The following is a 21,878-nucleotide window of genomic DNA, read 5'->3' as shown; positions in this document are numbered from 1 at the left end:
ACCTGTTCATCCAAACGCCTCGCAAAGGAATCCGCGCATGCCAGAGAAAACCCCAACCCTGTCGCTGCCTTACATCCAGCCCGGGCAGGCCCAAAAACACGTAACCCACAACGAGGCGCTCAGGATCCTTGATGCGGTCACGCAGCTTTCCGTGATCAGCGCCTCCCTGACCGAACCGCCCGCCCTGCCTGATTTGGGCGATCGCTATATCATCGCGAATGGCGCCACCGGAGCATGGGCCGGGCACGATCACAAGCTGGCCCTCTGGGTCGACAATACCTGGCAGCTCTTTGAGGCGTCCGTTGGATGGCGTGCCGATATCGCCGGGTCTGGCGAAACATACCGCTTTGACGGCACCGAATGGGTTGCACTGGACCAAGCGGATTTGCAAAACCTGCCCTTCGTGGGCGTCCAGACCGCTGCAGATACAACAAATCGTCTGGCTGTCTCGTCTGATGCGACACTGCTCAATCACGCAGGCGGCGGGCATCAGCTCAAGCTCAACAAGGCCGGTGCCGGGGATACGGCAAGCCTGCTCTTCCAGACCGGGTTTTCTGGCCGCGCCGAGTTGGGCACGACAGGTTCGGACGGCTTTGCCATCAAAGTGAGTTCGGATGGCGGTTCATTCGTCAATGCGATGCTGGTTGATGGCTCGAATGGGCATGTCGCGATTGGTCAGGCAACGCCCGACCAGGCGCTGACCGTCGCCGCAAATGCGGTCGAGCCATCGGTTCAGGTCCGTAATCTGGGTGGGACCGGTGGCGCCGCTTTCCGGATGACCGATGATCTGTCCGGCGGGGATTGGAAGTTCAAGATCAAGGCAGACGGATCCTTCAAGCTCCGCAACGAGACGGCGGCGACCGACGTGTTGCAGATTGCGAACGCACCCTACGTCGCCAGCTTTCTTGGGCCGGTTGGCCTGCCGTCATTTACCGTCGCCACCCTGCCTGCTGCAGGTACTGCCGGAGCGGGCGCACAACTTTACGTCTCAGACGAGGCCGGCGGCGCCGTGCCCGCATTTTCAGACGGCACAAGCTGGCGCCGTGTGACCGACCGCGCCATCGTGTCCTGACGGGCTTGCGGGTGCACCCCTAAAACTCGCGTCGTGACATTCTGAGGGGGCCTTGGTAAGGCCCACTAAAGTGAATCTCACGGAGCGATGGCGTGCGCGTTACACAAACCGATCTCCCCGGTGTCCTGCTGCTGGAACCCGCCAGATTTGGCGATGATCGCGGGTTTTTCTCTGAAAGCTGGAACCGCAAGACACTGGCTGAACACGGCATTGAGCTGGACTTTGTTCAGGACAACCATTCCATGTCTGCTGCGGTGGGCACGGTGCGCGGCTTGCACTTTCAGTCACCGCCCCACGCACAGGACAAGCTTGTGCGTTGCGGTCAGGGCGCGCTTTTTGATGTGGCGGTCGACATCCGCAAAGGAAGCCCGACTTTTGGCAAGTGGGTCGGCTACGAGCTGACAGCGCAGAACGGCTTGCAACTGTTGATCCCTGCAGGTTTCCTGCACGGCTTTGCCACGCGCGCTCCGAATACCGAAATCATCTACAAATGTACTGATTATTACGCTCCTGACTGCGATGGCGCCGTGCGGTTTGACGATCCGGACCTCGACATCAATTGGGGTCTGAGCGGCGATGCGATCCTGTCGGACAAAGACAGCAAGGCGCCGCTGATGGCTGATTTCGACAGCCCCTTCATTTTTGAGGGCGCGCCATGAAGATTCTTGTAACGGGCGGTGCAGGTTTCATCGGCTCTGCTGTCGTGCGCCTTGCTGTGGCCCGCGGTCACGCGGTCGTCAATGTTGATGCGCTGACCTATGCCGGATGCCTGGCCAACGTGGCAGATGTGGCGGACAACGCACTTTATTCATTTGAACAGGTTGATATCCGCGACCGTGCCGCACTCGACGCTGTGATGGATACACACCAGCCCGACGCGATCATGCATTTGGCCGCAGAAAGCCACGTCGACCGCTCCATCGATGGCCCCGGTGATTTCATCGAAACCAACATAACAGGCACCTACAACATGCTTGAGGCCGCGCGCGCCTACTGGACAGCCAAAGGCAAGCCTGCGGACTTCCGGTTTCACCATATTTCCACTGATGAGGTTTATGGGTCCTTGGGTGAAACGGGGATGTTTACCGAAGAGACCTCATATGATCCACGGTCACCCTATTCCGCCTCAAAAGCGGCCAGTGATCATCTGGTTCGGGCATGGCACGAAACCTACGGCTTGCCGGTGGTCTTGACCAATTGTTCGAATAATTATGGTCCCTACCATTTTCCGGAAAAGCTGATTCCGGTGGTGATCCTGAACGCCTTGGCGGGCAAGGACATCCCCGTTTACGGTAAAGGGGAAAACGTGCGCGACTGGCTCTATGTCGAGGATCACGCAGATGCCTTGCTGCTGGTTCTGGAAAAAGGCGCGCTGGGCCGAAGCTACAACATCGGCGGCGAAAACGAGGCGCGGAACATCGACCTTGTCACGACCATTTGTCAGATCCTTGATGACAAACGCCCCAAGAACACGAAGTACGAAGACCAGATCACCTTTGTCGCGGATCGCGCGGGCCATGATCTGCGGTACGCCATTGACCCCGGCCGCATTCGCGATGAACTTGGTTGGCGACCGTCAGTCACGGTTGAAGAAGGCCTTGAGAAGACCGTGCAATGGTATCTCGACAACGAAGACTGGTGGCGCGCGTTGCAGGATCGTGACGGCGTTGGCGAACGCCTTGGCGTCAAGGGCTAGAGCAGGGGACGTGGTCCGATGAATATTCTCGTCTTTGGCAAAAATGGTCAGGTCGCGCAGGAACTGAACGCGCTGGACGGCACGATGTGCCTGGATCGCGATAGTGCTGATCTGACGAACCCTGATACATGTGCCGCGCTGATCGAAGACCACAATCCCGACGCGGTGATCAATGCGGCGGCATACACTGCCGTGGACAAGGCCGAAGAGGAAGAACCTCTTGCAACAGTGATCAACGGCGATGCACCGGGCGCTATGGCAAAGGTCTGTGCCGCGTTGGGCATCCCCTTTGTCCACATCTCGACCGACTACGTATTCGAAGGCGGCGGTGACGCACCCTGGAAACCATCGGATCCAACCGGACCGTTGGGTGCCTACGGGCGCTCCAAACTGGCGGGAGAGCGCGCGGTGAAGGCGGCGGACGGGACTTATGCGATCCTGCGCACCTCATGGGTCTTTTCACCTCATGGCAACAACTTTGTCAAAACCATGTTGCGCCTCGGAGCAGAGCGGGATTCCCTTACAATCGTCGCAGATCAGATCGGCGGACCGACAGCCGCCCGCGATATTGCAGCGGCATGCCACCGGATCGCATGCGCCCTGAAGGATGCACCCGAAAAATCAGGGATCTATCATTTCTCTGGCGCACCGGATTGCAGCTGGGCTGATTTCGCCCGCGAGATTTTTTCCCAGGCCGCGCTGGAGTGTCAGGTGACGGATATCGCTTCTGCGGCCTACCCAACCCCGGCGACGCGCCCGCTTAACTCACGCATGGATTGCTCGAGCACAACAACAGCCTTTGGTATCGACAGACCGGAGTGGCGGGTCAGTCTGAACCACATCCTCACTGATTTGGGAGCGCTCTCATGACCCAGCGCAAAGGCATCATCCTGGCAGGCGGCTCAGGCACGCGGCTTTATCCGATCACCATGGGTGTCAGTAAGCAGCTGCTGCCGATCTATGACAAGCCGATGATCTACTACCCGATCTCTGTGCTGATGCTGGCGGGCATCCGCGAAATCGCGATGATCACCACACCGCAGGATCAGGATCAGTTTCGGCACACATTGTGCGATGGCAGCCAATGGGGCGTGTCCCTGACCTATATCACCCAACCAAACCCTGACGGGCTGGCCCAAGCCTACCTGCTGGCCGAAGACTTCCTTGCCGGCGCGCCTTCGGCAATGGTGCTGGGCGACAATATTTTCTTTGGTCACGGCCTGCCGGAACTTTTGGCCGAGGCAGATCAGCAGACCAGCGGTGGCACCGTATTTGGCTATCATGTCGCTGATCCAGAACGCTATGGCGTGGTCGGTTTCGACGCGGATGGCACGGCGCGGCAAATCATCGAAAAGCCTGACGTACCGCCCTCGAACTATGCGGTCACCGGCCTCTATTTTCTGGACTCCGATGCGCCCGCACGCGCGCGCGAGGTCACGCCGTCCCCGCGTGGCGAGCTGGAAATCACGACCTTGCTTGAGATGTATCTGACCGCGGGCAATCTGCGGGTAAAACGCATGGGGCGCGGCTATGCTTGGCTTGACACCGGGACCCATGCCAGCTTGCTGGATGCGGGAAACTTCGTGCGCACCCTGACCAAAAGGCAAGGGCTGCAAACCGGATGCCTTGAGGAAATCGCACACGATCAGGGTTGGATCAGCGACGATGACCTGGCAGAGCGTGCTGAGATGTTCGCCAAGAATGAATATGGCGCCTATCTGAAAGCCTTGCTGAAATAGGGATTAGCCCTTGGCTCCCTGACCCCGGGCATAGACGTCGTCGTAGCGAATGATGTCATCTTCACCCAGATAGCTGCCGGTCTGCACTTCGATCAGCTCCATCGGCAGCTTGCCGGGGTTTTCCATACGGTGCACAGCGCCCAGCGGCACATAGACAGACTCGTTTTCCCACACCAGCTTTTCAGTATCGCCAATGGTGACCTTCGCGGTGCCGGCAACAACGATCCAGTGTTCGGCACGGTGGACGTGGCTTTGCAGGCTCAGCGCGGCACCGGGGTTCACAACGATCCGCTTGACCTGAAACCGGCCCCCCAGAATGAGGGTTTCGAAAAATCCCCAGGGTCGGTGATCCTTGGGAAAGGTATCCGCCTGCGGCACGTTGGCCTTGCGCATTTCTTTGACGACATCGCCCAGTTCCGCCACCCGGCTGCGATCTGCCACCAGAACGGCATCTGGCATAGCAACCGCAACGATGTTCCGCAGGCCCAGACCCACGAGCTGCAGCGCGTCACTTTCAGAGCGCAACAGCGTGTTCTGGCAATCAAGCGCATGCGCCGCGCCCTGCAAAGCCACGCCATCGGCGTCAACGTCGGCGTGCTGGTGGACGGCCATCCAGCCGCCCAGATCGGACCAGTCCCCGTCGTGCTGCACCACCGCGATATTGCTGATCTTTTCCATGATCGCGAAATCGATCGAAATATCTGCGCATCGCGCCCAGGCCTCGGGCTCAAGCCGCAGGAAGCCCAGATCGGATTGCGCACCCGCGACAGCAGCCTCGACATCGCTCAGCATTTCCGGTGCGTGGGTCTTGAACGCCTCAATCAGGGTCTGGGCGGTATACATGAAAATACCGGCATTCCACAGGTACCCCCCCGCTGCCAGCATGCGCTCTGCCTCAGCCAGAACCGGCTTTTCCACAAAACGCTTCAGCGGCACTGCACCGGCAATATCATCGTGATCCAGTTCGAGGTATCCATACCCGGTTTCAGGTCGATCGGGCCGTATCCCAAAGGTGACAATCTGCCCCGATTGGGCCGCCGCAACACCGCGCTGCAGACTTGCGCGAAACGTATCGACCTGGGTGATGTATTGATCTGACGGGGCCGCCAGCATCAAGCCATGCGGATCGCTCTGCGCCTGATGCAATGCGGCCGCAAGCAAGGCAGGTGCGGTATTGCGCGCTGATGGTTCGATCAGAACCGCACCTGGATCCAATCCCATATCGGCCAGCTGCTGCGTCACGATGAACCGAAAATCCGAATTGGTGACGATCAGGGGCCGCGTAAATCCACTACCCCACAGCCGTCCCGATGACTGCTGAAACAGGCTGCCGTCGCCTATCAGCGGAATGAACTGTTTGGGGAAACTCTTGCGCGACACTGGCCAAAGACGCGTGCCTGACCCGCCACACAGAATAACGGGGGTGATTTCCGGTGCCGACATGTGTGTTCCTCGTTACCGCAGGTGGCTCATTACGAAACTTAATGAACCACAAAATTGCGTCTCTATTGAGGCATAATGCATCCTGCGTGGGTTCGGGACACCCTTTTCAGGCGTTGCGTGTCAATTCTGCTATTTTCAGACGTTGTATCTTGCCCGACGGTCCCTTTGGCAGATCGTCCAGTACATGCACGACGTCGGGCGCCTTGAACGCCCCGATCTTCTGGCAACAGATTTCTACAAGATCATGTGCGGTCAGCGCAGATCCCTTCTTGATCTTCACAGCTGCTTCCACACGTTCACCATAGCTGTCGCAGGGGCGTGCAAAGGCAGCGGCCTCGATCACATCGGCATGAGAATAAAGCGCCTCGTCAATCTCGCGAGGGGCGATGTTTTCACCCCCCTTGATGATCAGTTCTTTCAGTCGACCCGTGACGAACAGATAACCGTCGGCGTCGATACGTCCCAGATCGCCTGTGCGTAACCAGCCTTCCGGGGTGAAGGTATCAAGGGTTGCTTGGGGGTTCTTGAAATACTCGCGCATAACATTGGGCCCGCGAACGCAGATCTCGCCTTCCTTTTCAGCGGGCAGCGGTTCCAGATCGGCAGACATGATGCAGGCCTCATTTCCGTATGCCACACCCGGAGAGCCGATCTTGCGCGTGCCCGGGGGCAGGGGGTTTGACAGGATCTGCGCGGCAGTTTCGGTCAGGCCCATCGTCTCGACGATGGGCACGTCAAAGCGTGCCTCAAAGGCGGTTTGCACGTCGGGCGCCAATGGCGACGAGGCCGAGCGCCCAAAGCGCAGGCGGCGTCGGGTCGCGTCTGTCGGGTCCTCGGTGCTGTGCAGCAAATGCGAGATGATCGTGGGCACCACGGAAAACCACGTGGCCTGCGCGGCCTGGGCCTGTGTCCAGAACTGCGAGGCTGAGAATTTCGGCACCATCGCGACCGTGCCGCCCGAAACCAACCCACCCATCACCGACACGCAAAGCCCGTTGATATGATAGATCGGCAGCACGCAAAGCCCGCAGTCGCGCGGTGTCAACGCATGGGCGATGGCTGTCGTCCAGCCGCCAGCCAGCAGGCTTGCGTGTGAATGCACGACGCCCTTGGGCCTCCCGGTGGTACCTGATGTGTACATCAGCAGAGCCGCATCATCCGGGCCAATCGCGTGTAAGGGCGCTGGATCAGAACCCTCCAGATCCAGCGGCGTGATCCCATGCGCCACGTCCATGAAAAGCGCGCGCGCGCCGTTGTCGACAACCGCAAATCGTGCCTCTGAATGCTCCAGCGCATAGGCGATCGCGTCATTCCCCGCGATAAGATTGATCATCGTCGCGCGAAACCCACCATAAAGCACGCCGTAAACCGACAGGACCGCATCGCGCCCGTTGGGGTTCAGTAACGCAACGCTTTCTCCCTTTGAGATCCCTTGTGCGGTCAAATGCGCCGCAATCCGCGCCGCATGATCGCGCAGCTCTGCCCAGCTTAGCGTTTCGCCTGTCACTGGAAACCGAAACGCCGTGCCACCTGCGTCTGCACGGACGTTCAGCCAATCGCGCACTGTGCCTTCAGGCGGTCTGTCGTCGTGCAGCTTCATTTCCCGGCAGCAACCCAGTAGTCGGCAAAAATGTCCTCGACCGCAGGCTCTCGCGCCGGAATTTCGCGCACGATCTTGGCGGTCTGCATGAAGTGCCTCCAATGCAGGTTGTCATCCATCGAATTGCCGCCCCAGGTGCCGCATCCCATCGACAGGGAAAACGGCATCCCGTTGTTAAAGGCCCCCCCCGTGGCAAAACAATGCGCTTGATTTACGATGACGCGGCTGGTGGGCAGGGCATGACCCAATTGGACCGCACGGTCATCCTTGGCCGAGTGCAGCCCTACCGAATGCCCCGCACCCTGGTGATCAAGAATGCGCGCCGTGATCGCAACTGCATCGTCAAAGTCTTTGGCCCTATACAGCGCTGCAACACGGCTTAGCTTTTCGCCAGACAGCGGGTGATCCGGACCAATGCCTGTGGTCTCAACGGCGACAAATTTTGTGTCCGCAGGCAATTGGTCGGCAAGGTGGAGCGCCTCAAGCATCTTATCCGCGTCTTGTGCGATGACCGACCGGTTCAGATGTCCGTCTGGCCACAGCTTGGCCACGATCGCCGTCTCGTCAGGAGCGATTTGCCCGCCCTCCTCGGCCAAAACAGACAGAAATTCATCATAGATCGCATCCACCACAACAAGCGCGTTTTCGGACGAGCACGAGGTGGCATTATCAAAGGTCTTTGATGCGGTAATCTTTTGCGCAGCGGCACGCAGGTCGGCGGTTTCATCGACGATCACGGTCACATTGCCTGCCCCAACGGCCAGCGCCGGGGTACCGGAAGTATAGGCGCGCTTGACGTTATTCTGGCTGCCTGTCACCACGATCACGTCTGAGATTTCCAGCAGCCGCTGGGTTTTCTCTTTGGATCCCGTACCGGGAACCATCTGGACGAGGTTCTTGTCCTCTCCGATTTTGTCGAACTCGGCATAGATATAGCCCAGCAGGGTTTCGCAGGCAGGCACACCCTTGGGTGAGGGCGAAAGCACAATCGCATTGCCACACTTGAGGGCGTTGATGATATTGTTCGCTGGCGTCGCCGCTGGGTTGGTCGATGGTACAACTGCGCCAATCACCCCCATGGGCCGCGCGATCTCAGTGATGCCGGTGGCCGGGTCATCGCTGATCACGCCATAGGTCTTGGCCTGCGCAATATCACGCATCAGACCCAGCGTCTTGCGATGGTTCTTGGTGATCTTGTCGGCGACGTTGCCAAGGCCTGTTGTCTCGACCGACAACTCTGCCAGATGACGGTTGCGCGCCGGTTCCATGATGGCCCAGGCGGCTGCCTGAGCGGCCCGGTCATAGCGTTCCTGACTGCCGCCGGCCTCGTACGCCTGTTGTGCGTCACGCGCTGTGGCGACGATGGCCTCCACCTCGGCTAAGGCGTCTTGGGCGTTCATGGCGGCTTCCTTTGATCGGAGTGTAAGGCGGGGTGAACCCCGCCCTACGGTTACATTTACAGACCGGCAAGCAGCTCTTTGAGCGTTTCTTCCCGCGCTGCCCACATCTCCAGAACTTCCTGACGGTTCATGATGTGCATGGGCGACCCGCCCGCCTTCATCTTGCCAGCCACACGCTTGTTCTCGAACATCGTGGGCACCGTTTCGGCCAGCTGATCGATGATGGCCTGTGGCGTGCCCTTGGGCACCATCACGCCGCGAAAGTTCACCGATGCGTTGTCCACGTCATATCCCTGTTCTTTCAACGTCGGCACATCCGGCAGGAACTCATTCCGCTCCAGATCGAAGACACCAAGGATCTTAACGTTGCCCGCTTCCTGCGCGCGGAAGGCGTCGGACAGGTTGTTGACCCCGCCCATCACCTCACCCGCGATCACGGCTTTCATCGCCGCCGCACCGCCGCCTTTGGTGGGGATATACGCCATCTTCACCCCCGCAGCTTTTTCCAGCTGCAAAGCCGCGATGTGGTGACCCACAAAAAGCCCCGCGCCAGAGAACGTCAGCTTGCCGGGATTGTCCTTGGCAAAAGTGACCACATCGTCCATCGAATTCATCTCGCTGTCAGCCGCGACGACGAACACGGCAGGGTCCGCGCCCCAGTTTGCGATCGGCTCAAAGCTGTCGGCGGAATATTCGACGCCACCTTTGATCGACTGCGCGATGAAGTGCGGGATGTTATAGGCCGCCAGCGTGTATCCATCCGCTTCGGCCTGGGTGGCAAACCAGTTCCAGCCGACGCGTCCACCGGCACCGGGTTTGTTGAGAATGGCGATAGGCATACCCAACGCGTCCTCGTTTCCGGCCGTCATCGTGACGATGCGCGCCTGAAAATCGGTTGCACCCCCGGCACCATAGCTGACCATCATCATGATCGGGCGCTCGGGATAGTTCGCATGTCCGTCCGCCATGGCGGCACCGGTCAGGCTCAATAGGGCCATTGCGGCCCCTGCGATAACATTTCTCATCTTGTCGTTCCTCCCTAGGGTTTCAGATATCTGCCGCTCTTGCGGTTCAGAAGAATATCTCTCGCGGTGTGTACACTTTCAGAAGCAGTGCGAAGAGACCGTACATAACGGCCAGAAAAATGGCCGTGATGATGACGCGCTTCACCCACGACCGCAGCTCTCGATGAGAGGCCGGATCGTAAAGGCTCAGCAGAATGAAAAAAGCGATGGCAGTGGCGGTGTAAAACCCCAACCCCTTGGTCGCCCAGAAGATATAGATCAGCGCCACGGCAAGACCCGGTAGCATATTGGCGAATTGACGGCCAGAAAGCCCGCTGCCCACCTTGGTCCAGCCCAGACACGCCTTGGCAAAGGTCCAAAGCGCCAGCACCACAAAAACGGTGGAGATCAGGCGCGGAAACAGGAACGCTTCGGCGGGCTGCTGGGTATAGCTGACATAGGTGACCCATGCGCCAACCGCCGCTACAGCACCCGAGGCAATGATATGTTGCAATCGCGGAACCGAGATATCGCTCATGCCATGATCTCCTCTTTCGAGATGTAGCGGCGCGTGCGCAATTCCATGTAGCCGGAATAGGCAACAGAGGCGACGACGACAACGATCAGAAAAATGTTCAACCCGCCGCCTAGGAAATAGGGGGCCATGCCGTCCGTTGCATTGGCGATCATGGAGCCCTGGATAAAGTTCGCCTCGGCAATCGGGCCAAGGATCAGGCCCAGCACCAGCGGGGCCGCCGAGAACCCGAATCGCTCAAGAAAATACATCATCACCCCAAGCGAGGCCATGACATAGACATCCCCCATTGAACTTTGCACCGAATAGCTGCCAAAGACGGCCAGCCCCAGCACAACAGCCGCCATGATGCTTTGCGGCACCTGTGCCACGCGCGCCGCCATGCCCGCTACATAAAGTCCAAAGATGCACATCAGCACTTGCCCGATCAGCATCGAATTGATGAAGGTCCATGCCACATCCGGGTGGTTGTCAAAAAGATCCGTGCCCGGAAAGATCCCGTGGATCAGCAAGCCACCCAGCAGCACCGCCGCCGTGGGTGATCCGGGGATCGAAAGTGTTAGCAGCGGCACCAATGACGGGCCGACCATGGCGTTATTCGCACTTTCCGCCGCAATAACGCCCTCTGGATGACCAGTGCCGAACTTGTCGCGATCGGGGCTGAATTTCTTGGACTGATCATAGGCGACCAGTCCGGCAATCTGCCCGCCAACGCCGGGGATCAGCCCAATGATCGACCCCGTAAGGGTGCCAATGCCCATGGCGCGCTTGTTGCGCCCCAGTTCTGCAATCGCGCCACTTATCGGGTGCTTTTGCACCTCCAGCACCTCGGCGTCGTTGCGCGCCCGCCCCTTGGCGAACATGGTAATCACCTGCGGAATCGCGAAAAGGCCGATCAAGGCCGCAATGATGTTGATGCCCCCGCCCAAAGCCGGATGAAAGATAAAGCGCTGAGCGCCCATGATGTCATCAAACCCAATGGTCGCCAGCCACAGGCCAATGCACCCTGAAAGCAGACCTTTCACCACCGACTTGCTGTCAAGCGAACCGATCACTGTGACCCCGAGGATCGCAAGCCAGAACAGATGCGACGGGCCAAAGGCCAATGCCCATTGCGCCAGCACCGGGGTCAGGAAGATCAGCAACAAAACACCGAAAACGCCCCCGACCGCCGAGGCCAGAAACGAGATCTGCAACGCTTTCGCGCCCTCGCCCTTCTGCGCCATCGTATGGCCATCAAGGGTCGTGGCAATGTTTGCAGGCGCGCCCGGTATCTTGAGCAGGATCGCGGAAACCGCACCACCGGCCACGGTCGATGTATAGGCCGCGCCCAGCAAGATCAGCCCTTGCGCTGCTTCCAACTGGAACGTGAACGGGATCAACAGCGCTACCGCCATGGTCGGGGACAACCCCGGTGTCGCGCCCAGTATCAGACCGCCGATCGTCCCGATCAGCAGCAGCCCGAAATTGATCGGCGTGAACACGTCACCAAAGTAGAACAGAAACTCCATAGCACCTCATCAGCGTTGACAAATAAGCGTAGGCAATGAAAACAGTTTTGCAAATGTTTTCATTTTTTGGCTGACTTGAGGGTCCAAATGATTGAGAAGGATAAGAAAAAAGCAGATATTGTCGCGGTTGCAAAAGCGGCGCGCGTCTCTATCTCGACCGTCTCGCGCAGCTACAATCATCCTGAACTGGTCAAACCGGCGACTCGCAAAAAGATCGACGCGGCAGTCCGCAGACTGGGCTACATCCGCAACCGCGCTGCGCAGACCATGCACGGTATCCGCTCCGGCACGATCGGGCTGATCGTGCCCACAATTGACCACGCGATCTTTGCAGAAGTGATACAGGCCTTTTCCGATGCGGTCGATGAACAGGGTTTTACCATTCTGGTCGCCAGCCACGGCTACGATCTGGAACGCGAATATGCCGTGATGCGCAAATTTCTGGAACACCGCGTGGATGGCATCGCCCTGATTGGTCAGGACCACTCTGAAGAGACTTATCAGCTGATCGAAAGCCAAAGCATTCCGGCAATGACGATCTGGAACCACGACGTTGCCTCGCCCTTGTCCTGCGTCGGCGCGGACAATGCCGCCGCTGGACAGTTGGCGGCGGCGCATGTCACCCATCTGGGCCACAGCAAAATCGGCCTCGTGTTTCCACCCACGACCGGAAATGACCGTGCGCGCGGCCGCAAAACAGGTGCGCTCGATGTCCTGCGCTCGGCGGGCATTACTGTGCCGGACCGCTGGTCAGTCGAGGCGCCCTACAGCATTTCTGATGCGAAAGACGCGGTGGGTCAGATGCTCGCCTCACCTGACAGGCCGACCGCCCTGATCTGTGGCAATGACGTCCTGGCACAGGGGGCGGTCTATGCCGCGCTGCGACTGGGGCTGGGGGTGCCGCGCGCTATCTCCGTGATCGGCATCGGCGACTTCAAAGGTTCACGCGAGATGGAGCCGGGGTTGACCACCGTCCGTTTGCCCGCCCGCCGCATCGGCTTGATGGCTGGCGCGCGCCTGGCCCAATCCATCATTCACGCAGACCCCCGAACCTTTCGCGAACTCTGTGAAATCGAACTGATCAAACGCGACACCTGCGCTGCACCTTGAACAGGTATCCCGCGCCCCTATGATGCCCGGAACATTGAAAAAGGATCAGCCCATGTATGTCTTTGACGCGCCGCAGCAGGCCAGCCTTGCCGTAGAGGGCAGCGCGGACCGGTTTCCCGTCCGCCGTATCTTTTGCGTGGGCCGCAATTACGCCGCCCACGCGCGAGAAATGGGCAAAGACCCTGATCGCGATCCCCCGTTTTTCTTCACCAAACCTGCCGACGCGGCTGTCGACACACCCTGCACGATCCCTTATCCGCCGCTCACCGATGATCTCCACTATGAGATCGAGCTGATCATCGCCATCGGCAAGGGGGGTGCCAACATCGCTGAAGCGGACGTGATGGATCATGTCTGGGGGGCCTCTGTCGGCGTCGACATGACCCGCCGCGATCTGCAGTGGGATGCCAAGGAAACAGGGCGTCCCTGGGATTGGGCCAAGGCTTTCGATTTCTCTGCCCCCATCGCCCCGATCAAGCAAATTGCGAATGTGCCGTCAGTGACCCAAGGGCGCATCTGGCTTGCGGTGAATGGCGAGATCAAACAGGACGCGGATATTGCTGATCTGATCTGGTCCGTGGCCGAACATATCGCCACATTGTCCCAAGCCATGACGCTTGCCCCCGGAGATATTATCATGACCGGGACGCCTGCGGGCGTCGGGCCTGTCGTGCCCGGTGATGTGATTACCGGGGGGGTCGACGGCATCGGCACGCTGGAAGTCACCATCGGTGAAAAGGCATGAGTGATTTTGAACTGCACAACTACTTTCGCTCCTCGACCTCTGTGCGGGTCAGGGCGGCGCTGAACCTCAAGGGCCTTTCGTATGACTACATCCCGCTGGCGCTCTTGAAGGGGGAACATGCCAGTGCCGCTCATCTCGCGCTCAATCCCTCCGGCTTGGTCCCGACGTTGGTCACACCCGAAGGACCGTTACCGCAGTCCATGGCGATTCTCGAATGGCTGAACGAGGTCCATCCCGCCCCACCGATCCTACCGGCTGATCCCTGGGGCCGGGCGCGGGTGCGGTCACTGGCGCAAATCGTCGCCGCTGACATTCATCCTGTGAACAACCTGCGGATCCTCCAGCATCTTGAAACGACCTATGGCGTTGATGCCGCCGGCAAAGCGGCGTGGTTCCGTACCTGGGCCAATGCCGGCATGCAGGCGCTTGAAACGCGTCTGGCCCGCGAGGACGAAACCGGCACTTTCTGCCACGGTGATACTGTGACGATCGCCGATCTGTGCCTCTATGCGCAGGTTCTGAACAACGCCCGGTTCGAGGTGGATATGACCAACTATCCCACAATCACCCGCATCCACGCCGCATGTATGAACGTGCCTGCACTGGCTGACGCCGCACCTGCCAATCAACCGGACGCAGTTTGATCGACCTTCCTGTCCGGGGCGTTCACCCCGAATGCTGAGCGAGAAATGCCAACAGATGCTCGGCCACTGTCTGCGGCGCATCCCAGACAATGGAATGGCCTGCATCTGGCACGGTAACTTCGGTCAGGTCCGGGATGGGGTGAAAGGTGGGCCTGGCAACCTCGGGTGGCACCAGAACGTCCTGACCTGCATACAACACCAATATCGGGCACCCCAGCTGTGACACATCCGTCTTTGGCCTGAAGGCGCGAAACATCTCGATCTGATGTGCCATACCTTCGGCTGTCTGCGCATGGGGATAGGCAAGTGCCGCCTCAAGCGCTGTGTTCACATTGGCGGGGTCGGCAAAGAACGCCTGTCCAAAGATCCATGGATAAAGTGCGCGAAGCCAAAGCTCCTCACCTTGCGGCGCCTGCCGGATTGCAAGTAACCCGTCGAACACCGCTGCAGTGCGCGGCATGCGCACACGACCCGAGGCCATCACCGTTGCGGTGGTCACGCGGTCCGGCGCAAGCCCTGCGATCTCCATCGCCATCAGCCCCCCCATGGAATGGCCCGCGATGTGAAACGCATCGTGCCCCAGATGATCCATCAGCGCCAGTACATCTGCAGCCATATGAGCAGCCGAATTCGGCGCGTCATGAGGGACGGTGCGCCCCGTGCTTCGGTTATCAGGCCGGATGAGGGTAAAGTGATCAGACAGCAGTGGCACCAGCGGCGCCCAGGTGGCGCTGTCGCTCAGCATCCCGGCGTTCAGCACCAGCGGGGGCCCGCTGCCGTCCACCTCAAAGTGCAAGGTAATATCGTCGCGTTTCAGTTCAGGCATTGAGGTCGCTCCAGCACGGTAACAGATCGCCCTCCATTGGTGTGGCTTCGTAGACAGCCCGGGCAATCGCGCGTGCAAGGCAAAGCGATGCAGCATGGCCGATCAGGATGACATTCCCGGCCGCGCGCCCCTCGGTGCTGAGCGCGAAAACAAGATCACCGTCATTGGGTGTATGCGCCGGGACGGTCGCCCGTGCGATGCCATCATGGGCCGCGACGGCAACGCGTTGACATTCTGCTTTGCTCAGGGCCGCATCGGTCGCGACAATGGCGATCGTGGTGTTTTCGCGCAGGCTCATCGCCTTCATCTTGCGGCTTTCCAAGGACAGGCCCAGACCGCTGGCGGTGTCGGGCCCCTGTCCGCCAAATTCGTCTCCGATCTCAAACGGGGCCGCATAAAAGTGCCGGTCGCCCGGGGTGGTGACCGACCCGATGGCATTGACCGCAACCAACGCACCCACGGTACTGCCATCAGGCAGCGTGAGCGATGCAGAGCCAAGTCCGCCTTTCATCATCGCCGTCAGCGCACCGGTACCCGCACCCGCCGTGCCGATCTCAAATGCAGTATCCGCCCTCTCAAAAGCAGAACGCCCCAGCGCCCGGTAAGGGTTCTCATCCCAGTCTTTCTCTCCTTCGTTGAGCAGATCGAACAGGATTGCACCAGGCACCAACGGTATCACCGCAGAGCCTACCTGAAACCCACGCCCGGCTGCCCGCAATCCGTCCACCACACCCGAACAGGCATCCAGCCCATAGGCTGACCCCCCCGACAGCACCAGCGCATCGACGGCAGCAACGGTCTTGTCAGGCGCCAGCAGATCGGTTTCCCGCGTGCCCGGCGCGCCACCCATCACGTGTACTGACGCGGTAAAGGGCGCGTCTGCCGTCAGCACAGTTGTACCGGATTTTAGCGTCGCGTCCTGCGCGTTGCCCACGCGCAGGCCGGGGATGTCGGTGATCAGATTTCGGGGGCCGGGCTGCATGGCAAATGTCGCTCTTTAGGTATTTGAAAAAGGGTGAAAGATCACAGGCGCGGTTTCGCGGCAGCGGTCGCCGGGTCGCCTGTGTTGGGTTCGCCCTTGGGTTCGATCAGCAGGACTTCGCATTCGATTTCAGCGCGCGGGCGATGCGTGACGCCCCGGGGCACCACAAAGATTTCACCCGCCTTGACCGCATGGCGGGCGTTCTCAAGCTCCATCAGCATCTCGCCTTTCAGCACCAGAAAGAAATCATCGGTGTCTTCGTGCAGATGAAACGGAAAGGCGCCCTGAAACTTCACGACCATCACATCGTTATCGTTGTAATTGGCAATGACATGCGGGTCCCAATGCGTGCGGATCTGCGCGAGTTTTTCGGCCAGGTTGACGGGTGTCATATGCAGCGCCCGCCGTCGACTTCCATGGCGACACCGGTAATCATGCTGGCCTCGTCCGAACACAGGAACAAGGCGGCGTTCCCCATGTCTTCGGGCTGCGAAAATCGCCCAAGCGGAATGGTTGACAGAAATTTGGCCCGCATTTCCGGGGTGTCTTCGCCCATGAAGGATTTCAGCAGCGGCGTCTCGCCCGCAACCGGGTTCAGTGCGTTGACGCGCACGCCGTCGGGCGCCAGTTCCACCGCCATCGCCTTGGTCGCGGTGATCATCCAGCCTTTGGAGGCGTTGTACCAGCTCAGCCGAGGACGCGGCGACACGCCGGCAGTCGAGGCGACATTGAGAATGGCACCCGCGCCGCGTTCCTTCATGTGGGGGACCAGCGCTTGCGCGGTCAGGTACACCGACTTCATGTTGACCCGCACAAGGCGGTCAAAATCCTCTTCCGACACGGTATCAAGCGGGGCTGGCAGATGGGTCACGCCTGCGTTGTTGATCAGAATGTCCACGTGCCCCCAGGTCTCCATCGCGGCCTGCGCCATGTCGCGCACCGATGCGGCGTCACCGACATCGACGGTCTGCGCAACCGCATGATCCCCCATCTCGGCGGCAAATTCGCGGGCCGCCTGCCCGTTGATGTCGGCAATCATCACCTTTGCGCCTTCCTGCAGGAAACGACGCACGATGCCTGCGCCAAAGCCTGATGCGCCCCCGGTCACGATGGCAGTTTTTCCGGTCAGTCGCATGGCATGGTCTCCGTAATAAAGCGGCGCAGATGTGCAAAGAACTCTGCTGGCGCATCGGCAGGGATCATATGTCCTGCCCCGTGCAGAGTGTGATGTGTTGCGGGCGTGTTGCCAAGAGATGCGAGCAAGGTCTCGCTGAAGGGTACGGGCATCATCGGGTCATGGCTGCCGGACAGGATCAGCACAGGGCAGCTGACGCGAGCCAGACCGTCGCGGAAATCAAAGCGGCCCATCTCATTGTCCGGCCCGTTGAAATGCATCGCTACCGGGTTCTTCACAATCATGCGGGCCATCATGTCGGGGTCAGCACCTGATTGACTGTAAAGCGGCAGGCAAACCTCAAAGTACCTTTTTCGCCGTTCCGGCGTAGGCGCATTCCAATAAGTCCGTGCCACGTCACCGGCCTCATCACCGCCCAGCCGTGCGAAGGCCTGATAGATCGTCTCGAATTCTGCCTTGGCCGTTGTGGCACACAGGATGAGCGCGCCCAGTGTGTCGGGATAACGGGTGGCATAGGCCTGCGCCACGAACCCGCCAAAAGACGCGCCATAAAGGATCGGTCGGTCAATACCCAGCGTCTCAATCAGGCCATGCAGGTCGTCCGCCCATTGATCAAGGTTCCAGCGGGCCGGGTCGCTGTCATCACTGCGCCCGTTGCCCCGGTGATCAAGATAGACAATCTGGGCAATATCGCTCAGCTGAGAGAACGCGGGTTTGTAAATCGAGTGATCTGCACCCGGACCGCCATGCAGCAGGATCAGGGTGGGCTTCTTGCGCATGGCCGGGCCATCCGGCACCAGACCAGCGCCTTCGACGTCCACAAAAAGCCGCACGCCGTTCACCTCAATGCGCATCTACCCGGCCTCTTGATGCAGATCGGGCAGAACAGGGGCCGCGGCGATCAGTTTGCGGGTATAGGGGTGCGCGGGGCGCTCAAAAACCTGCTCGGTATCGCCTTGTTCGACGATCTCTCCGGACTGCATGACAAGCACGCGGTCGGTCACGGTGCGCACCACGGACAAATCATGTGAAATGAAGAGATAGGTCAGGTTATACGCCGCGCAAAGCTCTGCCAGCAGATCAAGGATCTGCGCGCGAACCGATACATCCAGCGCGCTGACCGCCTCGTCAAAGAGAATAAGTTCGGGCTTGATGATCAGCGCGCGGGCAATGGCGATGCGCTGGCGCTGACCGCCTGAGAATTCATGGATGTACTTCTGCGCATCTTCGGGCGCCAGGCCAACCGCCGTCAACGCCTCGGCGATGGCAGCCTGGCGGTCGGTGCCCTCGGGTGGATCGTCCAGCAGGTGAAAGGGTTCAGTGATCAATCGGTCCACCCGGTGGCGCGGATTGAAGCTGCCAAAGGGATCCTGAAACACCACCTGCATCTTGCGCCGCACATTGAGGTTGGGTTTTGTTCCTGTGAAAACCGGCTCACCATCCAGTGCGATCGTGCCCTCCTGGATCTGCTCCAACCCCAACAATGCCCGGGTCAGCGTGGATTTCCCGCAGCCGGATTCACCGACAAGACCCAGCCGCTCCCCCCGTTGGATGGTGAACGAGACATTGTTCACGGCGCGAAACGTGCCCGGTGCGCCAAAAACGGTGGTGCGCGGCAGCTTGTAGTCCCGGCACACCCCCTGCACTTCCATCAGCGGTTCGGGTTTTGGTGCGACCGGTAATGTTACCTGATGGCTCGAGGCGGCAAACAGCATCTTGGTATAGGGGTGCTGCATGTTGCGCAGCAACTGGTCGGTTTGGCCTTCCTCTACCACGTCACCACGCCGCATCACGACGATGCGGTCGGCCATATCGGCGACGACAGCCAAATCATGCGTGATCATCAAAAGGCCCATGCCGTCTTCCCGGGCCAGCCGCTTTAGCAGGTCGAGGATCTGTGCCTGCGTGGTGACATCCAGTGCCGTTGTCGGCTCGTCCGCGATCAGCAGACGGGGTCGCAGGGCGATGGCCATCGCGATGACGACGCGCTGGCGTTGTCCACCGCTTAGCTCATGGGGAAAACGAGACAGCGGAAAGCGCTCCGGCGGCAGCCCGACGCGCGCCAGGGTTTCGGCAGCCAAGGCTTCTGCCTTGGCCCGTGAAACGCTGCTGTCATGAACGCAGACGGTCTCGGCCACCTGCCGCCCAATCGTGTGCACCGGATTGAGCGCGGTCATGGGTTCCTGAAAAACCATCCCGATATCGTTGCCCCGCATTGCGCAAAGCGCGCGTTCGGACATTTGTGTAAGATCATGGCCGCCCAGCAGGATGCGCCCGGTTGTATCCGCGCCTTTTGGTAGCAATTGCATTGCCGCCAGCGCCGTCATGGACTTGCCAGAACCGCTTTCCCCGGTGATTGCGACGATTTCACCCTCGTCGACCGACAGCGTGACATCATGAAGGATGTCGTAACTGTGGATCGACATCGACAGGTTCTGGATCTCCAGCAAGCTCATAGGCGCGCCACCCTCAGCCGGGGATCAAGGTAATCGCGCAACCCGTCCCCCATCAGGTTCAGGCCCAACACTGTCAGGATGATCGCCAACCCTGGCATCAGCGCCATGTGAGGGGAAATGCTGACCAGCGTCTGCGCATCGGCCAGCATCCGACCCCACGATGGTGTCGGCGGCTGCGCGCCCAGTCCGACATAGCTCAGCCCCGCTTCGGCCAGAATACCAAGCGAGAACTGGATCGTGCCCTGAACGATCAGCAGGTTTGTGACATTGGGCAGGATATGCTCCACCGAAATGCGTGCCGCCGATTTTCCTGCCACGCGCGCTGCCAGAATGAACTCGCGCTGCCACAGCGAAAGCGCGCCCCCGCGCGTGATCCGCGCAAAGACGGGGATGTTGAAGATGCCGATGGCAATGATGGCATTCACCGCACCTGCCCCGAAAATCGCGGTGATCAGAATCGCAATGACAAGGCTGGGAAATGCAAACACCAGATCGTTGCCGCGCATGATCAACTCGTCAATCCATGATCCTGATCGCGCGGCAGCCCAAAGCCCCAGCGGAATGCCAAGGCCCATGCCGATGCCGACCGCCACCAGCGCCACAGCAATGGAGGTCCGCGCGCCCACCATGATCATGCTCAGGATATCGCGACCAAAGTGGTCCGTGCCCAGAAGGTTCGTCCCGTTCGGCGTCTTCAGCTTGTTAGGAATGTCGAGCGCTGCGTGATCAAATGGGGTCCAGACAAAACTGATCAGCGCGGCCAGCACAAAGACTGCCGTAAGCAGTCCGCCAATGATCAGGTTGCGCCTCATGTGCGGGACCTCAGGCGGGGGTCCACGGCAGCATAGGCCAGATCGACAACAAAGTTCACGATGATTACCGAGAAAACCAGCAGCATCACGACCGATTCCACCACAATCAGATCGCGCGCAGAGATCGACTGGAACACCAGCCGCCCCAGACCTGGCAGATAAAACACTTGCTCGATGATGATCGAGCCCGCCAGCAGAAAGGAGAATTGCAATCCGATAATTGTCAGCACCGGAATAAGTGCATTGCGCAACCCGTGCCGCCACAGCGCCTGTCGCGCGCTCAACCCCTTGGCGCGGGCCGTTCGCATGAAATCCTCGCCCAGCACATCCAGCAAAGAAGACCGCATGACGCGCGCCAGAATGGCTGCCTGTGGCAAAGCCAGCGCAATTGCAGGCAGTGTCAGCGCATGCATCCCGGCCCAGAACCCCTCATCCCAGCCAACAAACCCTCCGGCGGCAAACCAGCGCAAATTGATCGCAAAGATCAGCACCAGCATCATTGCAAACCAGAAGTTTGGCACCGCCACACCCAGTTGCGTGGCCCCCATCACCCCGATATCGCCCGCCTCACCCCGGCGCGACGCGGCATAGATCCCCGCCGGAAACGCGATAAGCGTGCTCAATGCCAAGGCATAAAGCGCAAGTGGCAAAGACACCCACATGCGCGCGGCAATCATCTCGGACACGGGTGTTCGGTAGGTATAGGATGTTCCGAAATCCCCGCTTAGCAATCCGCCGACCCAGACAAAATACCGCTGAATTTTCGGAACATCGAGCCCAAGCTCGCTGCGTAACGCCGCCAGCGTGTCAGGTTGTGCATTGACCCCCAGCATGAAGGAGGCCGGATCACCCGGCGCCACTTCAACGACGAAAAAGATGACCAGCGACGCGACCGTCAGGCTGATCATCAGTGAAAGGAGCCGTTTCAAAGTGTACCGAAGCATCCAGGTGACGTTAGGCTGGCCGTCAAACCCCGTCCAGAGCCGTTTGATCCCCGCGGTTCGACCGGAACCGCCCTCTGACAGACAGGCGCCCGAAATAAATCGATGATCTTTTCACTGAAAGAAAAGAGAAATTACTGTTTGATTATAAAAGGTTCCAAAAATTTCACTCTAATCACGCAAATAAGATCAGGAACAGTTCGGCGGCCAGCCTGTTGGTCTTTCAA

Annotated in this window: 22 protein-coding genes; 8 read left to right on the top strand and 14 right to left on the bottom strand. The window is 59.7% G+C overall.

The window, feature by feature from the left end; translation table 11 throughout:
- Positions 1-37: 37 nt before the first annotated feature.
- The 5 genes from H9Q16_RS14520 to rfbA all read left to right on the top strand — a co-directional run bounded on the left by H9Q16_RS14520 (position 38) and on the right by rfbA (position 4,507).
- Positions 38-1,072, top strand: a complete 1,035-nt coding sequence (locus H9Q16_RS14520; protein ID WP_191076140.1) for a DUF2793 domain-containing protein — start codon at positions 38-40, stop codon at positions 1,070-1,072.
- Between the two features lie 92 nt (positions 1,073-1,164).
- Positions 1,165-1,731, top strand: coding sequence for a dTDP-4-dehydrorhamnose 3,5-epimerase (gene rfbC / locus H9Q16_RS14515; protein WP_191076139.1), 567 nt, complete (start codon positions 1,165-1,167; stop codon positions 1,729-1,731).
- Positions 1,728-2,768, top strand: a complete 1,041-nt coding sequence (gene rfbB, locus H9Q16_RS14510; protein WP_191076138.1) for a dTDP-glucose 4,6-dehydratase — start codon at positions 1,728-1,730, stop codon at positions 2,766-2,768. Before rfbC ends, rfbB begins: the two co-directional genes overlap by 4 nt.
- Before the next feature lie 18 nt (positions 2,769-2,786).
- Entirely contained in the window at positions 2,787-3,638 is an 852-nt protein-coding gene (rfbD, locus tag H9Q16_RS14505; protein WP_191076137.1) for a dTDP-4-dehydrorhamnose reductase, read from the top strand.
- Positions 3,635-4,507, top strand: a complete 873-nt coding sequence (gene rfbA, locus H9Q16_RS14500; protein ID WP_191076136.1) for a glucose-1-phosphate thymidylyltransferase RfbA — start codon at positions 3,635-3,637, stop codon at positions 4,505-4,507. Before rfbD ends, rfbA begins: the two co-directional genes overlap by 4 nt.
- 3 nt (positions 4,508-4,510) lie before the next feature.
- Here the strand turns inward: rfbA and H9Q16_RS14495 are convergent, their stop codons facing one another.
- The 6 genes from H9Q16_RS14495 to H9Q16_RS14470 all read right to left on the bottom strand — a co-directional run bounded on the left by H9Q16_RS14495 (position 4,511) and on the right by H9Q16_RS14470 (position 12,000).
- Entirely contained in the window at positions 4,511-5,950 is a 1,440-nt protein-coding gene (locus H9Q16_RS14495) for a mannose-1-phosphate guanylyltransferase/mannose-6-phosphate isomerase (RefSeq protein ID WP_191076135.1), read from the bottom strand.
- 106 nt (positions 5,951-6,056) lie between these two features.
- Positions 6,057-7,550, bottom strand: a complete 1,494-nt coding sequence (locus tag H9Q16_RS14490; RefSeq protein ID WP_191076134.1) for an AMP-binding protein — start codon at positions 7,548-7,550, stop codon at positions 6,057-6,059.
- Positions 7,547-8,950 carry an acylating sulfoacetaldehyde dehydrogenase gene (sauS, locus tag H9Q16_RS14485; protein ID WP_191076133.1) on the bottom strand — a complete coding sequence of 468 codons (1,404 nt, stop codon included), beginning with the start codon at positions 8,948-8,950 and terminating at the stop codon, positions 7,547-7,549. The genes H9Q16_RS14490 and sauS overlap by 4 nt, the downstream gene beginning before the upstream one ends.
- Positions 8,951-9,006: 56 nt before the next feature.
- Positions 9,007-9,975: a tripartite tricarboxylate transporter substrate binding protein gene (locus tag H9Q16_RS14480; protein ID WP_191076132.1), complete on the bottom strand. Its 969-nt coding sequence runs from the start codon at positions 9,973-9,975 to the stop codon at positions 9,007-9,009.
- A gap of 46 nt (positions 9,976-10,021) precedes the next feature.
- Positions 10,022-10,492, bottom strand: coding sequence for a tripartite tricarboxylate transporter TctB family protein (locus tag H9Q16_RS14475; protein WP_191076131.1), 471 nt, complete (start codon positions 10,490-10,492; stop codon positions 10,022-10,024).
- Complete coding sequence (locus H9Q16_RS14470) at positions 10,489-12,000, bottom strand: tripartite tricarboxylate transporter permease (protein ID WP_191076130.1); 1,512 nt, start codon at positions 11,998-12,000, stop codon at positions 10,489-10,491. The genes H9Q16_RS14475 and H9Q16_RS14470 overlap by 4 nt, the downstream gene beginning before the upstream one ends.
- An 87-nt stretch (positions 12,001-12,087) precedes the next feature.
- Between H9Q16_RS14470 and H9Q16_RS14465 the strand changes: the two genes are divergently transcribed.
- The 3 genes from H9Q16_RS14465 to maiA are packed head-to-tail and all read left to right on the top strand — an operon-like array spanning position 12,088 to position 14,499.
- Positions 12,088-13,110, top strand: coding sequence for a LacI family DNA-binding transcriptional regulator (locus H9Q16_RS14465; protein WP_191076129.1), 1,023 nt, complete (start codon positions 12,088-12,090; stop codon positions 13,108-13,110).
- Between the two features lie 52 nt (positions 13,111-13,162).
- Entirely contained in the window at positions 13,163-13,855 is a 693-nt protein-coding gene (locus H9Q16_RS14460; protein WP_191076128.1) for a fumarylacetoacetate hydrolase family protein, read from the top strand.
- Complete coding sequence (maiA, locus tag H9Q16_RS14455; protein ID WP_191076127.1) at positions 13,852-14,499, top strand: maleylacetoacetate isomerase; 648 nt, start codon at positions 13,852-13,854, stop codon at positions 14,497-14,499. Before H9Q16_RS14460 ends, maiA begins: the two co-directional genes overlap by 4 nt.
- A 22-nt stretch (positions 14,500-14,521) precedes the next feature.
- Here the strand turns inward: maiA and H9Q16_RS14450 are convergent, their stop codons facing one another.
- From H9Q16_RS14450 to H9Q16_RS14415, 8 genes are read right to left on the bottom strand one after another with little or no spacing between them, the layout of a single operon-like run.
- Positions 14,522-15,325, bottom strand: coding sequence for an alpha/beta fold hydrolase (locus H9Q16_RS14450; protein ID WP_191076126.1), 804 nt, complete (start codon positions 15,323-15,325; stop codon positions 14,522-14,524).
- Positions 15,318-16,307, bottom strand: a complete 990-nt coding sequence (locus H9Q16_RS14445) for a P1 family peptidase (protein ID WP_191076125.1) — start codon at positions 16,305-16,307, stop codon at positions 15,318-15,320. The genes H9Q16_RS14450 and H9Q16_RS14445 overlap by 8 nt, the downstream gene beginning before the upstream one ends.
- Before the next feature lie 41 nt (positions 16,308-16,348).
- On the bottom strand, positions 16,349-16,699 hold the full coding sequence (locus tag H9Q16_RS14440) for a cupin domain-containing protein (protein ID WP_191076124.1): 351 nt from the start codon (positions 16,697-16,699) through the stop codon (positions 16,349-16,351).
- Positions 16,696-17,442 carry an SDR family oxidoreductase gene (locus tag H9Q16_RS14435; protein WP_191076123.1) on the bottom strand — a complete coding sequence of 249 codons (747 nt, stop codon included), beginning with the start codon at positions 17,440-17,442 and terminating at the stop codon, positions 16,696-16,698. Before H9Q16_RS14435 ends, H9Q16_RS14440 begins: the two co-directional genes overlap by 4 nt.
- Complete coding sequence (locus H9Q16_RS14430) at positions 17,433-18,296, bottom strand: alpha/beta fold hydrolase (RefSeq protein ID WP_191076122.1); 864 nt, start codon at positions 18,294-18,296, stop codon at positions 17,433-17,435. The genes H9Q16_RS14435 and H9Q16_RS14430 overlap by 10 nt, the downstream gene beginning before the upstream one ends.
- Positions 18,297-19,898, bottom strand: coding sequence for an ABC transporter ATP-binding protein (locus H9Q16_RS14425; protein WP_191076121.1), 1,602 nt, complete (start codon positions 19,896-19,898; stop codon positions 18,297-18,299).
- Positions 19,895-20,710: an ABC transporter permease gene (locus H9Q16_RS14420; protein WP_191076120.1), complete on the bottom strand. Its 816-nt coding sequence runs from the start codon at positions 20,708-20,710 to the stop codon at positions 19,895-19,897. The genes H9Q16_RS14425 and H9Q16_RS14420 overlap by 4 nt, the downstream gene beginning before the upstream one ends.
- The gene (locus tag H9Q16_RS14415; RefSeq protein WP_191076119.1) at positions 20,707-21,654 is read right to left on the bottom strand and encodes an ABC transporter permease; all 948 of its coding nucleotides are present in this window, start codon (positions 21,652-21,654) and stop codon (positions 20,707-20,709) included. The genes H9Q16_RS14420 and H9Q16_RS14415 overlap by 4 nt, the downstream gene beginning before the upstream one ends.
- Positions 21,655-21,878: the final 224 nt, after the last annotated feature.

This window comes from Sulfitobacter aestuariivivens, assembly GCF_014763045.1.
GTDB lineage: Bacteria > Pseudomonadota > Alphaproteobacteria > Rhodobacterales > Rhodobacteraceae > Sulfitobacter > Sulfitobacter aestuariivivens.
The sequence above is the reverse complement of the archived record's forward strand: the minus strand, read 5'-3'. Positions and strand labels throughout refer to the sequence as shown.

What these genes read in the sequence shown, in the direction of transcription:
- H9Q16_RS14520 (WP_191076140.1), top strand. Translation starts at nt 38, where the DNA reads ATGCCAGAGAAAACCCCAACCCTGTCGCTGCCTTACATCCAGCCCGGG.
- rfbB (WP_191076138.1), top strand. Translation starts at nt 1,728, where the DNA reads ATGAAGATTCTTGTAACGGGCGGTGCAGGTTTCATCGGCTCTGCTGTC.
- rfbD (WP_191076137.1), top strand. Translation starts at nt 2,787, where the DNA reads ATGAATATTCTCGTCTTTGGCAAAAATGGTCAGGTCGCGCAGGAACTG.
- rfbA (WP_191076136.1), top strand. Translation starts at nt 3,635, where the DNA reads ATGACCCAGCGCAAAGGCATCATCCTGGCAGGCGGCTCAGGCACGCGG.
- H9Q16_RS14495 (WP_191076135.1), bottom strand. Translation starts at nt 5,950, where the DNA reads ATGTCGGCACCGGAAATCACCCCCGTTATTCTGTGTGGCGGGTCAGGC.
- H9Q16_RS14490 (WP_191076134.1), bottom strand. Translation starts at nt 7,550, where the DNA reads ATGAAGCTGCACGACGACAGACCGCCTGAAGGCACAGTGCGCGATTGG.
- sauS (WP_191076133.1), bottom strand. Translation starts at nt 8,950, where the DNA reads ATGAACGCCCAAGACGCCTTAGCCGAGGTGGAGGCCATCGTCGCCACA.
- H9Q16_RS14480 (WP_191076132.1), bottom strand. Translation starts at nt 9,975, where the DNA reads ATGAGAAATGTTATCGCAGGGGCCGCAATGGCCCTATTGAGCCTGACC.
- H9Q16_RS14475 (WP_191076131.1), bottom strand. Translation starts at nt 10,492, where the DNA reads ATGAGCGATATCTCGGTTCCGCGATTGCAACATATCATTGCCTCGGGT.
- H9Q16_RS14470 (WP_191076130.1), bottom strand. Translation starts at nt 12,000, where the DNA reads ATGGAGTTTCTGTTCTACTTTGGTGACGTGTTCACGCCGATCAATTTC.
- H9Q16_RS14465 (WP_191076129.1), top strand. Translation starts at nt 12,088, where the DNA reads ATGATTGAGAAGGATAAGAAAAAAGCAGATATTGTCGCGGTTGCAAAA.
- H9Q16_RS14460 (WP_191076128.1), top strand. Translation starts at nt 13,163, where the DNA reads ATGTATGTCTTTGACGCGCCGCAGCAGGCCAGCCTTGCCGTAGAGGGC.
- maiA (WP_191076127.1), top strand. Translation starts at nt 13,852, where the DNA reads ATGAGTGATTTTGAACTGCACAACTACTTTCGCTCCTCGACCTCTGTG.
- H9Q16_RS14450 (WP_191076126.1), bottom strand. Translation starts at nt 15,325, where the DNA reads ATGCCTGAACTGAAACGCGACGATATTACCTTGCACTTTGAGGTGGAC.
- H9Q16_RS14445 (WP_191076125.1), bottom strand. Translation starts at nt 16,307, where the DNA reads ATGCAGCCCGGCCCCCGAAATCTGATCACCGACATCCCCGGCCTGCGC.
- H9Q16_RS14440 (WP_191076124.1), bottom strand. Translation starts at nt 16,699, where the DNA reads ATGACACCCGTCAACCTGGCCGAAAAACTCGCGCAGATCCGCACGCAT.
- H9Q16_RS14435 (WP_191076123.1), bottom strand. Translation starts at nt 17,442, where the DNA reads ATGCGACTGACCGGAAAAACTGCCATCGTGACCGGGGGCGCATCAGGC.
- H9Q16_RS14430 (WP_191076122.1), bottom strand. Translation starts at nt 18,296, where the DNA reads ATGCGCATTGAGGTGAACGGCGTGCGGCTTTTTGTGGACGTCGAAGGC.
- H9Q16_RS14425 (WP_191076121.1), bottom strand. Translation starts at nt 19,898, where the DNA reads ATGAGCTTGCTGGAGATCCAGAACCTGTCGATGTCGATCCACAGTTAC.
- H9Q16_RS14420 (WP_191076120.1), bottom strand. Translation starts at nt 20,710, where the DNA reads ATGAGGCGCAACCTGATCATTGGCGGACTGCTTACGGCAGTCTTTGTG.
- H9Q16_RS14415 (WP_191076119.1), bottom strand. Translation starts at nt 21,654, where the DNA reads ATGCTTCGGTACACTTTGAAACGGCTCCTTTCACTGATGATCAGCCTG.